Source organism: Cellulomonas biazotea, assembly GCF_004306155.1.
GTDB classification, from domain to species: domain Bacteria; phylum Actinomycetota; class Actinomycetes; order Actinomycetales; family Cellulomonadaceae; genus Cellulomonas; species Cellulomonas biazotea.
Genome location: NZ_BIMR01000250.1, coordinates 1 through 11,679, shown reverse-complemented (window position 1 = coordinate 11,679; position 11,679 = coordinate 1). Strand labels below are relative to the sequence as shown.

General features: G+C 72.8%; 13 protein-coding genes and 1 pseudogene. 8 read left to right on the top strand and 6 right to left on the bottom strand.

Annotated elements, in window-relative coordinates:
* The coding region (locus CBZ_RS15475) for a multifunctional oxoglutarate decarboxylase/oxoglutarate dehydrogenase thiamine pyrophosphate-binding subunit/dihydrolipoyllysine-residue succinyltransferase subunit (protein ID WP_130782401.1) at positions 1–3,542 on the top strand (3,542 nt) is incomplete at its 5' end.
* A gap of 120 nt (positions 3,543–3,662) precedes the next feature.
* Here CBZ_RS15475 and CBZ_RS15470 read toward each other — a convergent pair.
* Positions 3,663–4,673, bottom strand: a complete 1,011-nt coding sequence (locus CBZ_RS15470) for a GlxA family transcriptional regulator (RefSeq protein ID WP_246013461.1) — start codon at positions 4,671–4,673, stop codon at positions 3,663–3,665.
* Between the two features lie 94 nt (positions 4,674–4,767).
* On the opposite strand from CBZ_RS15470, the gene CBZ_RS21020 reads away from it, so the two are divergent.
* Positions 4,768–4,941: a hypothetical protein gene (locus CBZ_RS21020; protein ID WP_165446804.1), complete on the top strand. Its 174-nt coding sequence runs from the start codon at positions 4,768–4,770 to the stop codon at positions 4,939–4,941.
* A 128-nt stretch (positions 4,942–5,069) separates the two neighbouring features.
* Complete coding sequence (locus CBZ_RS15465; RefSeq protein WP_130782400.1) at positions 5,070–5,663, top strand: GDSL-type esterase/lipase family protein; 594 nt, start codon at positions 5,070–5,072, stop codon at positions 5,661–5,663.
* 51 nt (positions 5,664–5,714) lie between these two features.
* On the opposite strand, the gene CBZ_RS15460 is transcribed toward CBZ_RS15465, so the two are convergent.
* Both CBZ_RS15460 and CBZ_RS15455 read right to left on the bottom strand, forming a co-directional pair.
* Complete coding sequence (locus tag CBZ_RS15460) at positions 5,715–6,323, bottom strand: PadR family transcriptional regulator (RefSeq protein WP_130782403.1); 609 nt, start codon at positions 6,321–6,323, stop codon at positions 5,715–5,717.
* Positions 6,323–7,129 carry a DUF4097 family beta strand repeat-containing protein gene (locus CBZ_RS15455; RefSeq protein ID WP_130782399.1) on the bottom strand — a complete coding sequence of 269 codons (807 nt, stop codon included), beginning with the start codon at positions 7,127–7,129 and terminating at the stop codon, positions 6,323–6,325. The genes CBZ_RS15460 and CBZ_RS15455 overlap by 1 nt, the downstream gene beginning before the upstream one ends.
* A 116-nt stretch (positions 7,130–7,245) precedes the next feature.
* On the opposite strand from CBZ_RS15455, the gene CBZ_RS15450 reads away from it, so the two are divergent.
* A complete protein-coding gene (locus CBZ_RS15450; RefSeq protein WP_130782398.1) occupies positions 7,246–7,788 on the top strand; it encodes a hypothetical protein in 543 nt (180 codons plus the stop codon).
* On the top strand, positions 7,785–8,288 hold the full coding sequence (locus CBZ_RS15445) for a DUF4916 domain-containing protein (RefSeq protein ID WP_130782397.1): 504 nt from the start codon (positions 7,785–7,787) through the stop codon (positions 8,286–8,288). The genes CBZ_RS15450 and CBZ_RS15445 overlap by 4 nt, the downstream gene beginning before the upstream one ends.
* Here CBZ_RS15445 and CBZ_RS15440 read toward each other — a convergent pair.
* A complete protein-coding gene (locus CBZ_RS15440) occupies positions 8,285–9,436 on the bottom strand; it encodes a type IV pilus twitching motility protein PilT (RefSeq protein WP_246013460.1) in 1,152 nt (383 codons plus the stop codon). The two genes, CBZ_RS15445 and CBZ_RS15440, sit on opposite strands and share 4 nt — an antisense overlap.
* Positions 9,437–9,552: 116 nt before the next feature.
* Between CBZ_RS15440 and CBZ_RS22145 the strand changes: the two genes are divergently transcribed.
* A complete protein-coding gene (locus CBZ_RS22145) occupies positions 9,553–9,627 on the top strand; it encodes a 50S ribosomal protein bL37 (protein ID WP_373862187.1) in 75 nt (24 codons plus the stop codon).
* 100 nt (positions 9,628–9,727) lie between these two features.
* Here the strand turns inward: CBZ_RS22145 and rsrA are convergent, their stop codons facing one another.
* Positions 9,728–10,018 carry a mycothiol system anti-sigma-R factor gene (rsrA, locus tag CBZ_RS15435; protein ID WP_130782396.1) on the bottom strand — a complete coding sequence of 97 codons (291 nt, stop codon included), beginning with the start codon at positions 10,016–10,018 and terminating at the stop codon, positions 9,728–9,730.
* Entirely contained in the window at positions 10,015–10,764 is a 750-nt protein-coding gene (locus CBZ_RS15430; RefSeq protein ID WP_130782395.1) for a sigma-70 family RNA polymerase sigma factor, read from the bottom strand. The genes rsrA and CBZ_RS15430 overlap by 4 nt, the downstream gene beginning before the upstream one ends.
* Positions 10,765–10,840: 76 nt before the next feature.
* Here CBZ_RS15430 and CBZ_RS15425 point away from each other — a divergent pair, with 76 nt between their 5' ends.
* Complete coding sequence (locus CBZ_RS15425) at positions 10,841–11,386, top strand: ferritin (protein ID WP_130782394.1); 546 nt, start codon at positions 10,841–10,843, stop codon at positions 11,384–11,386.
* Between the two features lie 12 nt (positions 11,387–11,398).
* A pseudogene (locus tag CBZ_RS15420) lies at positions 11,399–11,679 on the top strand (DoxX family protein); the annotation flags it as partial.

The window sequence follows — 11,679 nt, the reverse complement described above, 5'->3', positions numbered from 1 at the left end:
CACCGGCTCCCTCGGCCGGCCCCGCGACCCCGGCGCCCGCACCGGCCGCGGCCCCGGCCCCCGTGGTCGAGCCGCCCGCCATCACGGCACCCATCGCGACGGCCCAGCCCGCCACGGCGCCCTACGCGCAGGTCGCCCAGCGGCCCGCCCCGGTCACGCCGGCGGAGGCGGGCGACGACGTCCAGAAGCTGCGCGGCCCCGCCGCCCGCGTCGTCACCAACATGGAGGCCTCGCTCGAGGTCCCGACGGCCACGTCGGTCCGTGCGGTCCCGGCCAAGCTCATGGTCGACAACCGCATCGTCATCAACAACCACCTCGCGCGCGGCCGCGGGGGCAAGGTGTCGTTCACGCACCTCATCGGCTTCGCGCTCGTCGAGGCCCTCGCCGAGATGCCCGCGATGAACGCGTCCTACACGCAGGTCGACGGCAAGCCCGGCGTGCTCCAGCCCGCGCACGTCGCGCTCGGCATCGCGATCGACCTCGCCAAGCCCGACGGCACGCGCCAGCTCCTCGTGCCGTCGATCAAGAAGGCCGACACGCTCGACTTCGCCCAGTTCTGGAACGCGTACGAGGACGTCGTGCGCCGCGCCCGCGGCAACAAGCTCGCGGTCGACGACTTCGCCGGCACGACGATCTCGCTCACCAACCCGGGCACGATCGGCACGGTCCACTCGGTGCCGCGCCTCATGCAGGGCCAGGGCACGATCGTCGGCGTCGGCGCGATGGACTACCCCGCGGAGTTCGCGGGCACGTCCGAGGACCGCCTCAACGCCATGGGCGTCTCCAAGGTCCTCACGCTGACGAGCACCTACGACCACCGCATCATCCAGGGCGCGCAGTCCGGCGACTTCCTGCGCATCCTCGGGCGCAAGCTGCTCGGTGAGGACGGGTTCTACGACCGCGTGTTCGCGGCGCTGCGCGTCCCCTACGAGCCCGTCCGCTGGGTCCGCGACACCTCCAACGACCCCGACGACGAGGCCATGAAGCCGGCCCGCATCGGCGAGCTCATCCACGCGTACCGCTCGCGCGGGCACCTCATGGCGGACACCGACCCGCTCGCCTACCGCCAGCGCAAGCACCCCGACCTCGACGTGCAGAACCACGGCCTGACGCTGTGGGACCTCGACCGCACGTTCCCGACCGGTGGGTTCACCGGCAAGCCGCGCGCCCGCCTGCGCGACGTCCTCGGCCTGCTGCGCGACTCGTACTGCCGCTCCATCGGCGTCGAGTACATGCACCTGCAGGACCCGCGGCAGCGCCGCTGGCTGCAGGAGCGGCTCGAGTCGGGCTACGCCCGCACGCCGCGCGAGGACCAGCTGCGGATCCTGCGCCGTCTCAACGCCGCCGAGGCGTTCGAGACGTTCCTGCAGACCAAGTACGTCGGCCAGAAGCGGTTCTCGCTCGAGGGCGGCGAGTCCGTCATCGCGCTGCTCGACGCGATCCTGTCCCGTGCCGCGAACAGCGGCCTCGACGAGGTCGGCATCGGCATGGCCCACCGCGGCCGGCTGAACATCCTCGCGAACATCGCGGGCAAGTCGTACGCGCTGATCTTCAGCGAGTTCGAGGGCAACCAGGACCCGAAGTCGGTCCAGGGCTCGGGCGACGTCAAGTACCACCTCGGCACCGAGGGCACGTTCACCGCCGAGTCGGGCGAGACGACCCAGGTGTACCTCGCGGCCAACCCGTCGCACCTCGAGGCCGTCGACCCGGTCCTCGAGGGCATCGTCCGCGCGAAGCAGGACCGCATCGACCTGGGCGGCGACGGCTTCTCCGTGCTGCCGATCCTCATCCACGGCGACGCGGCGTTCGCGGGCCAGGGCGTCGTCTTCGAGACGCTCAACCTCGCGCAGCTGCGCGGGTACCGCACCGGCGGCACGATCCACGTCATCATCAACAACCAGGTCGGGTTCACGACCGGTCCGTCGTCGTCGCGCTCCTCGCAGTACGCGACCGACGTGGTCAAGGGCCTGCAGGTGCCGGTGTTCCACGTCAACGGGGACGACCCCGAGGCGTGCGTCCGGGTCGCCGAGCTCGCGTTCGAGTACCGCGAGCAGTTCGACCGCGACGTCGTCATCGACATGCTGTGCTACCGCCGCCGCGGTCACAACGAGGGCGACGACCCTTCGATGACGCAGCCGCTCATGTACAACCTCATCGAGGCCAAGCGCTCGGTCCGCAAGATCTACACCGAGACGCTCGTCGCGCGCGGCGACATCACCCTCACCGAGGCCGAGCAGGCGCTGCAGGACTACCAGCAGCAGCTCGAGCGCGTGTTCGCGGAGACCCGCGAGGACGGCTGGACACCGCCGCCCGCCGAGGCGGAGACCGTCGCCGGCCTGGAGCGCCCCGAGTCTCAGCTCGAGGACGCGGGCGTCATGGTCGGCTGGAAGACCGCCGTCGACGTGCAGACGCTCGAGCGCATCGGCCGCGCGCACGTGCGCCCGCCCGAGGGCTTCACGGTCCACCCCAAGCTCCAGCAGCTCCTCGCCAAGCGCGAGCAGATGTCGCGCGAGGGCGGGATCGACTGGGGCTTCGGCGAGCTGCTGGCCTTCGGGTCGCTGCTGGCCGAGGGCACGCCCGTCCGCCTCGCGGGGCAGGACTCGCGGCGCGGCACGTTCGTGCAGCGGCACGCCGTCTTCCACGACCGGGAAACCGGCGCCGAGTGGACGCCGCTGCTGTACCTGTCGGCCGACCAGGCGAAGTTCTGGGTCTACGACTCGTCGCTGTCCGAGTACGCCGCGCTCGGGTTCGAGTACGGCTACTCCGTCGAGCGCCCCGACGCGCTCGTTCTGTGGGAGGCGCAGTTCGGCGACTTCGTCAACGGCGCGCAGACCGTCATCGACGAGTTCATCTCCTCCGCGGAGCAGAAGTGGGGCCAGCGCTCGTCCGTCGTGCTGCTGCTCCCCCACGGCTACGAGGGCCAGGGGCCGGACCACTCGTCGGCGCGCATCGAGCGGTTCCTGCAGCTCGCGGCCGAGGACAACATGGTCGTCGCGCAGCCGTCGACGCCCGCGTCGCACTTCCACCTGCTGCGCCGCCAGGCGTACCACCGCCCGCGCAAGCCGCTCGTGGTGTTCACGCCGAAGTCGATGCTCCGACTCAAGGCCGGTGCGTCCGCCGTCGAGGACTTCACGACCGGCACGTTCCGCCCGGTCATCGGCGACGACCTCGCCGCCGCGAAGGCCGACCAGGTCACCCGCGTCCTGCTGTGCTCCGGCAAGGTCTACTGGGACCTGCTCGCCGAGCGTGTGAAGTCCGGCGACGAGCGCACGGCGATCGTCCGTTTCGAGCAGCTGTACCCGCTCGACGAGGCGTCGATCCGCGAGGCGCTCGCGCCGTACGGCGACGCCGAGCTGGTGTGGGTGCAGGACGAGCCGCGCAACCAGGGTCCGTGGACGTTCCTGTCGACGCACCTGCCGCAGCTCGTCGGCCGCACGCTGCGCGTCGTGTCGCGCCCCGAGTCGGCGTCGCCCGCCGCGGGCTCGGCCAAGCAGCACCAGGCGCAGCAGGCCCGGCTCGTGGAGCAGGCCTTCGCCCGCTGACGCCACCCTGCACGACACGGACCCCTCGGCCCCTCCTCACGGGGAGGGCCGGGGGTTCGTCGTGCCGACGCCGGCCACGTCGGTACGCGTCGACGCGCCCGGTCGTGAGCGGCCCGGATGTCAGGACACCGGGACGCCCACCCGGTCGGCGGCCGTCCGGGCGTCGGGACCGTCGGCGGGCAGGTCCACGCACGCGAACGTGCGACGGTAGGCCTGCGGGCTCGTGCCGAGCGTGCGGGCGAAGTGGTGCCGCAGGACGGCGGCCGTGCCGAACCCGCACAGCCGCGCGATCTCCTCGACGGAGGCGTCGGAACGCTCGAGCATCTCCTGCGCACGGACCAGCCGCTGCCGGGTGATCCAGGCGGCGGGCGTGGTGCCGGTCTCGGCCTTGAACCGGCGGGCGAACGTCCGCTCGGAGACGAAGGCCCGGGCGGCGAGGTCGGGGACGGTGAGGTCCTGCTCGAGGTTCTCGACCATCCACGCGAGCAGCGGCGCGAGGGTGTCGGCGTCGCACGGCAGGGGCGTGTCGACGTACTGCGCCTGGCCCCCGTCGCGGTGCGGCGGGACGACCATGCGCCGAGCGACGGCCGACGCCATGGCGGCGCCGAGCTCGCTGCGGACGAGGTGGAGGCACGCGTCGATGCCCGCGGCGGTGCCGGCGCTGGTGATGACGCGGTCGTCGTCGACGTAGAGGACGGCGGGGTCGATCTGCGCGGCCGGGAAGCGGCGGGCGAGCTCGTCGGTGTACATCCAGTGGGTGGTGCAGCGACGGCCGTCGAGGAGTCCCGCGTCGCCGAGCGCGAAGGCGCCGCTGCAGATGCTCATGATCCAGGCGCCGCGGGCGTGCGCGCGGCGCAGGACGTCGAGGACGGACTCCGGGACGGGGTTGGTCGGGTCGCCGTAGGCGGGGATGACGACCAGGTCGACGTCCTCGGTGGCCTCGAGCCCCTGCTCGACGAGCAGGGAGAAGCCGCCCTTGGTGGTGACGAGCCCGGGCTCGGGGGTGCAGACGGTGAAGTCGAACCGCGGCCCACCGGTGTCGGTGCGGTCGATGCCGAAGACCTCGTACGTGACGCCGAGTTCGAACGGCGCGGTGTTCGGCAGGACGACGGCGGCGACGGATCGGAGCATGCCGCCAGTATCCGCCCGACCCTGGCAGAAAATCAACGACCACCGTCAGTCCTGCCACTCGTGGCGCAGGATCGATGGTCGCAGACTTTCTGCCATGACCACGTTCTGGATCCTCGTCGCTCTCGCCGCCGCAGGCTGGTGGATCACCAGCCTGGTCACCGCCGTCCGTGGGGACGGCCACGGCACCACGCCGCCGCCCGCCTCGCACGCCGACTGGTCGGACGCCACCTCCGACCTGCCCAGCGCACCCTTCCGCACCGCCCGCTGAACCCGCCGCCGCCCGCCACCCTGACGGGCGACAGGCCCGCCGATGAGCCGCGTCCCGCGGCCCCGTCCTGAGACACTGTGCCCAGGACGGCGCCGCGAGCGTCGGCGGACGACGGAGAGGGCGGGCACGTGGGCGAGCTGCGGCTGGCGGTGGTCGGTGACGAGCTGGCCGCCGGGGTCGGCGACCCGAAGGGGCTGGGCTGGGTCGGCCGCGTCGTCGCCCGGACCCCGACGCCGGACCCGCTGACCGCGCTGACGCTCGCCGTCCCCGGCGAGACCACCTCCGGGCTCGGGGCGCGCTGGGAGGACGAGGTCGGCCGCCGGCTGTCCGCCGACGCCGACAACCGCCTCGTGGTCGCGCTCGGCCGCTCCGACATCACGGCGGGCCTGTCGCTCGCCCGCAGCCGGCTCAACCTCGCGAACATCCTCGACGTCGCCGACCAGCGACGGATCCCCGCGTTCGTCGTCGGCCCTCCCCCGGGCTCGACCGCCGACGCCGAGAAGCTCGCCGACCTGTCCGCGGCGTTCGCCGACGTCGCCCTGCGTCGCCGCGTCCCGTACGTCGACACGTACACGCCGCTCGCCGCGCACGACCAGTGGCTCGGCGACCTCGCCGCCGGGAACGGCGTGCTGCCGGGCCAGGCCGGCTACGGCCTCATGGCCTGGCTCGTGCTGCACACCGGCTGGCACGCCTGGCTCGGCCTCCCCGACGACGCCGCCTGAGCGCCCGGCACCCGACGGTCGCGCACGACCGTCGGGCCCGTGCCGCGAGCGTCAGCGCAGCGTCTGGCGCACCGCCGACAGCGCGGAGTCGAGCACGGTGCGCAGCGTGTCGACCGTGAGCTGGTCGACCTTGCCCCGCGCGTCGGCTCGGCGCAGGTCGGCCCGCAGCTCGTCGCGGAACCGGCCGAGCATCGCCTCGGCGTCGGCGCGCCGCACGTGCGACGCGACCCCCGGGTCCTCGGCCCCGGTCGTCGCGTGCGGGACCGCGGTCGCGCGCGCCCGCTGGGCGGCGGCTGCGAGGTCGGCCCGGAGCCCGCGCATCTCGCCGCGGACGTCCTCGCGGACGGACCGGGCGCGGTCCCGGACGGTCTCGGCGATGCCCTCCTCGAGGTCCGCGAGGTCGGCGCTGCGGGCGGCGAGCTCGGCGCGGCCGGCGTCGGTGAGCGCGTACGTGCTCTTGCGCTCCTCGTCGACGCGGACGACGAGCCCTTCCTCCTCCAGCCGGGCGAGGCGCGGGTAGATCGTGCCGGCGCTCGGGCGGTACGTGCCGCCGAACCGGTCCGAGAGCTCGGTGATGAGCTCGTAGCCGTGCTTGGGCCCCTGCTCCAGGAGCGACAGCAGGTAGAGGCGCAGCTGGCCGTGCGCGAAGACGGGCGCCATCATCGGGCGACCCCACGCAGGACGGTCACGTGACCGGAGACGGTGGTCGCGGACACGAAGCACGCACCGTCGCCGGTGCGCAGGTCGACCTTGCCGGCCCCCGGCATCGACCCCTTGTACTCCTCGCCGTCGACCACGACGCGGCCGGAGACGGACTGCGCCTTGACCTGCACGCCCTTGCCCTCGGGCAGGCGGACGGTGACGTCGCCGGAGACGGTGGAGGCGGTGAGCGACGACGTGCCGGACGTGACGTCCAGGCTGAGCGCACCCGACACGGTGTTGGCCTGGACGAGCGCGAGCTCACCGGACGCGGCGAGCTCGCCGGACACCGAGTTGAGGCGCAGGTCGCCCGCGTGGTCGCGGACGACGATCTCGCCGGAGACGGTGTTGGCGGACAGGCGGCCGCGGGTGCCGTCGACGACGAGCGAGCCGGACACCGTCGAGACGGACGAGTCGGAGACGACGCCCGCGAGCAGCCCCTCGGCGCTCACGGTGCCGACCTTGGCGTAGACGTCGCGCGGGACGGCGATGTGCACGTCGGCGCGGTCCTTGTCCCGGAAGTTGCGGAACCGCTCGAGGAACCCTTCCCAGCCGGTGAGCGTGAAGGAGTAGCCGACGCGGAGCTCGCCGTCGGCGAGGGTGATCTCGAGCGGGCGGCCGTCGACGTCGTGGACCTCGATGCGCGCGCCGGGCTCGTCCCGGGCGACGACGTCGACGCGTCCGCCGACGATCTGCACGCGCAGGGCGGCGATCTTCTCGACCTCGATGATCTGGGGGTGGGCGACGACCCACGTCTCGGTGGCCATGCTCTGCTCTCTCTCGGTCGCGATATATCTCGTTCGTAAGACACGATATATCGCGACGACACGCGACACAACCCCCGGTCACCGGAGCATCGCGGGGACGTCGGTAGCCTGCGGCAATGACCGACCCGCCCGGCCCCGCCACCGCCTCGTCGCCGGCGCTGACCACCGACCAGACGCTGCTCGTCTGGAGCACGCTCGCCGCACGTCGCACGTCCTTCGACGGCATGGTGTGGCAGACGCCGGCGCTCGGCCTCGCCGCCCAGGCCTTCCTGCTGACGCTCGCGCTCGGCCCCGGGACGTCGCCGCTCGGCCGGGCCGTGAGCGCCGGCCTCAGCCTCGCGCTGTCGGTCATGGTCATCCAGCTGCTGCTCAAGCACCGGCAGAGCGAGCTCGGCGACTCCCTCACGCTCGAACGGATCGAGCGTGCGCTCGGCCTCGACGCGTCGCTCGGCACGCTCCCCCACGGCTCGCCCGCCGAGCGCTCCACGCCCACCGAGCGGCGGATCCTCGCGCGCGCCACCGCGCGCCTCACGCCACCGCCGCGCCGGTTCTGGTCGATGAGCTCCGTCCGCCTCTGGGTCGCGGGCCAGTGGCTCTTCGCAGCCGTCGCCCTGCTGGTCGTCGCCCTCGTCGTCAGCGGGTCGCAGGTGCTCGGATGACCGACGGATGGCTGTCGGCGCAGGCGTGGGCGACCGTCCAGGCGTCGGTCCCGGTGATGTGCGTCGACATCCTCGTCTGCCGGCCGGGCCGCACCGACACCGTCGGCCTCATCCTGCGCCCCACACCCCACCAAGGACCGCGGTGGGCCCTCGTCGGAGGACGGCTGCTGCGCGACGAGCGGCTCGACGCCGCCGTCGACCGGCAGTGGCGCGAGGCGTTCGGGCCGTCGTTCGTGCGGGGACGCGACCGGGCCGCCGCGCCGCTCGTCGTCGAGTACGCGCGCACCGACCACGGCCCCGGGCCGCACGACCCGCGGCAGCACGCGATCTCCACGACGTTCCTCGTGGACGGCCACGGCGAGCCGCACGTGCACGGCACCGAGGCGCTCGACTTCCGCTGGGCGACGCTCGACGACCTGCGCGCCGACCCGCCCGGGTTCGGCCAGCTCGACGTGGTCGAGCGCGCCGCCGCACTACTGGACGCCGAGGCCGTGCGCTAGGAGACCAGGCCCGCCTGCCGCAGCTCGACCGTGAGGTCGTGCGGGTTCGACGAGGCCGACATGGCCTCCTCGTACGTGATGACGTCGTCCCGGACCAGGTGGAACAGGTGCTGGTCGAACGTCTGCATCTTGTAGAAGTCGCCCTCCTTGATGAGGTCGAGCAGCGGCGGGCCGCTCATCGGGTCGAGGATCACCTCGGCCGTCCGCCCCGTGTTGACCATCACCTCGATCGCCGGACGCCGGCCGTTGCCGTCGGCCCGGCGCACCAGGCGCTGCGACACGATGCCCCGCAGCGCCTGCGACAGCGCGACACGCACCTGCTTCTGCTCGTGCGGCGGGAAGAAGTCGATGATGCGGTTGATCGACTCGGCCGCGTCGATCGTGTGCAGCGTCGTGAGGACCAGGTGGCCCGTCTCCGCCGCCGACAGGGCCGCGCGGACCGTCTCCACGTCACGCATCTCGCCGACAAGGATGACGTCCGGGTCCTGCCGCATCGCGGCGCGCAGCGCGACCGTGAAGTCCGCGGTGTCCTGGCGGACCTCACGCTGCGACACGATCGCCTTCTTGTCCTGGTGCAGGATCTCGATCGGGTCCTCGATGGTCACGATGTTGACCTCGCGGTACGTGTTGACGAGGTCCACCATCGACGCGAGCGTCGTCGTCTTGCCCGACCCCGTCGGGCCCGTGACCAGCACGAGACCGCGCGGCTCCAGCGCGAGCTCGCCGACCACCTCGGGCAGCCCCAGGCTGCCCAGCGACTCCGCACCGACCGCGACGCGACGGAAGACCAGGCCGTAGGTGCCGCGCGCCTGGTACGCGTTCACGCGGAACCGCCCGACGCCCGACAGCGAGTACGCGAAGTCCGCCTCGTGCGTCTCGCGGAACTTCTCCACGAGGTCGTCGGGCAGGACCTCCTCGAGCATCCGCTCGGTGTCCGACGGCCGCAGGTCGGGAACCTGCAGCTTGCGCAGCCGCCCGTCGACCCGCACGCGCGGGGCCGAGCCGACCTTGCAGTGCAGGTCGGAGCCGCCAGTGCTGGCGAGGGCGTGCAGGAACGGGATGACGGACTGCGTGCTCGGGGTCACGCACCACTTATCGGACAGCCGGACCCCGGACTTGAGCGCACGGGAGCGGACGGCGGCGGCCACGGGGCGGACTCGGGCGGCCGACGGATGTGGGACGATGGAGGGCAGTCCGGCCGGCGCACGGGTTCGTCCCGTGGTGGATCAGGACCCAGCCGGCACAGACCCTCCGAGGAGATCCCATGAGCAAGCGCGGCCGCAAGCGTCGTTCCCGCAAGGGCAACGGCGCCAACCACGGCAACCGTCCGAACGCCTGAGGCGTCCTGGCGCGTACCGCACCAGCACGAAGGCCCGGCCCCACGAGGGGTTCCGGGCCTTCGGCGTCTGCGCCGGACGACCGTCGCGTCCGGCGGGTGCTCAGGACGTCGTCGGGGGCACGTGCATGACCGTGAGCTGCTCGTGGATCCGCACCCGCAGCGTGTCGGGCGCGACCTCCTGGCAGCCCCGGCGCACGAGGTGCTTCACCACGACGTCGAGGTCGTACTCCTCCAGGCAGCCCTGGCACTCGGCCAGGTGCGCGCGGACCGTCTGGGCGTCGACGTCGATCAGCTCGGCGTCGAGGTACTCCCACAGCCGGTCGAGCGCGTCCTCGCAGTTGTTCCCGCAGCCGCCGGCCACCTGCGTGACCGACTCGTCCATCTCGCTCATCGAGCACCCTCCGGCTCGCTCGGGGCCGCCGCCACCAGGCCGCGCTCGCGCGCGTAGTCCGTGAGCAGCTCCCGCAGCTGCGCACGGCCCCGGTGCAGACGGGACATCACCGTCCCGATCGGCGTCCCCATGATCTCGGCGATCTCCTTGTAGGCGAACCCCTCGACATCGGCGAGGTAGACCGCGATCCGGAACTCCTCGGGGATGCGCTGGAGCGCGTCCTTGACGTCGGAGTCCGGCAGGTGGTCCAACGCGTCGGCCTCGGCGGAACGCAGGCCCCTCGACGTGTGCGACTCCGCACGCGCGAGCTGCCAGTCCTCGATCTCCTCCGACCGCGACTGCTGCGGCTCGCGCTGCTTCTTGCGGTAGGAGTTGATGTACGTGTTGGTGAGGATGCGGTAGAGCCACGCCTTGAGGTTCGTGCCGGGACGGTACTGGTGGAAGGCGGCGAACGCCTTCGTGAACGTCTCCTGCACGAGGTCCTCGGCGTCGGCCGGGTTCCGCGTCATCCGCAGCGCAGCGCCGTACAGCTGGTCCAGGTAGACCAGTGCCTCGGCCTCGAACCGTTCGGTCCGGGCGCCGTCGTCCTCGGCCTCGGGCGCGCGGTGGGTGTCCTCGCTCATCGTCCACGAGCCTAGCCCGCCCCCGGTGGTGCCACCGGCGGGGGCGGCGTCGGCACCCGTCCACCCGATGACGACCCCGGGCACGGCGGGCGCGCCGCGGCGCTCCTGGACGTCTGTGCTCATGGGCTGCACAACGACACGCAGGCGCGGCACATTCCCGTTGTCGCGGGCACCATCCGCCCGCACTAGCGTGGCAGCCATGACGACACCGTCCGGCGCCTCCGAGTTCCTGCGACTGCTGCGCGCGCAGATCGGCCACGAGTTCGACGCGCACCAGCAGTACGTCGCGATCGCCGTCTGGTTCGACGGCCAGGACCTGCCGCAGCTCGCGCGGCACTACTACCGCCAGGCGCTCGAGGAGCGGAACCACGCGATGATGCTCGTCCAGTACCTCCTGGACCGGGACCTCGACGTCGAGATCCCGCCCGGCAGCCCGGTGCGCAACTCGTTCTCCGAGGTCGTCGAGCCGATCGCGCTCGCGCTCACCCAGGAGCAGCAGGTCACCGAGCAGATCGAGGGGATCTTCCGCGCCGCCCGCACCGAGGGCGACGCGCTCGGCGAGCAGTTCCTGCTGTGGTTCCTCAAGGAGCAGGTCGAGGAGGTCGCCGCCGCACGCACGCTGCTCACCGTCGCGACGCGTGCCGGTGACAACCTGTTCGACCTGGAGAACTTCGTCGCCCGCGAGACCATCGGCGACTCCGGGGAGTCCGCCGACGCCCCGGCAGCCGCCGGCGGCGCCATCTAGGAGGAGGACCTCGTGCTGCTGCGCCGCATCGCCCGTCCGCTGTTCGCGACCTGGTTCGTCGTCGAGGGCCTCGACGTCGTCCGGCACCCCGCCGCGCACGCGGCCGACGCCCGGACCGCCCTCGACGCCGCCGACACCCGCCTGCCCGCCGCCGTGCGCGGCAGCGGGGCGACGCGCGGGGTGCTCGACTTCGACCCGACGGAGCGGCAGCTGCGCACCGCCGTGCAGGTGCACGGGGCGGCGCTCGCCGGCGCCGGCCTGCTGCTCGCGCTCGGCAAGGCGCCGCGCACCGC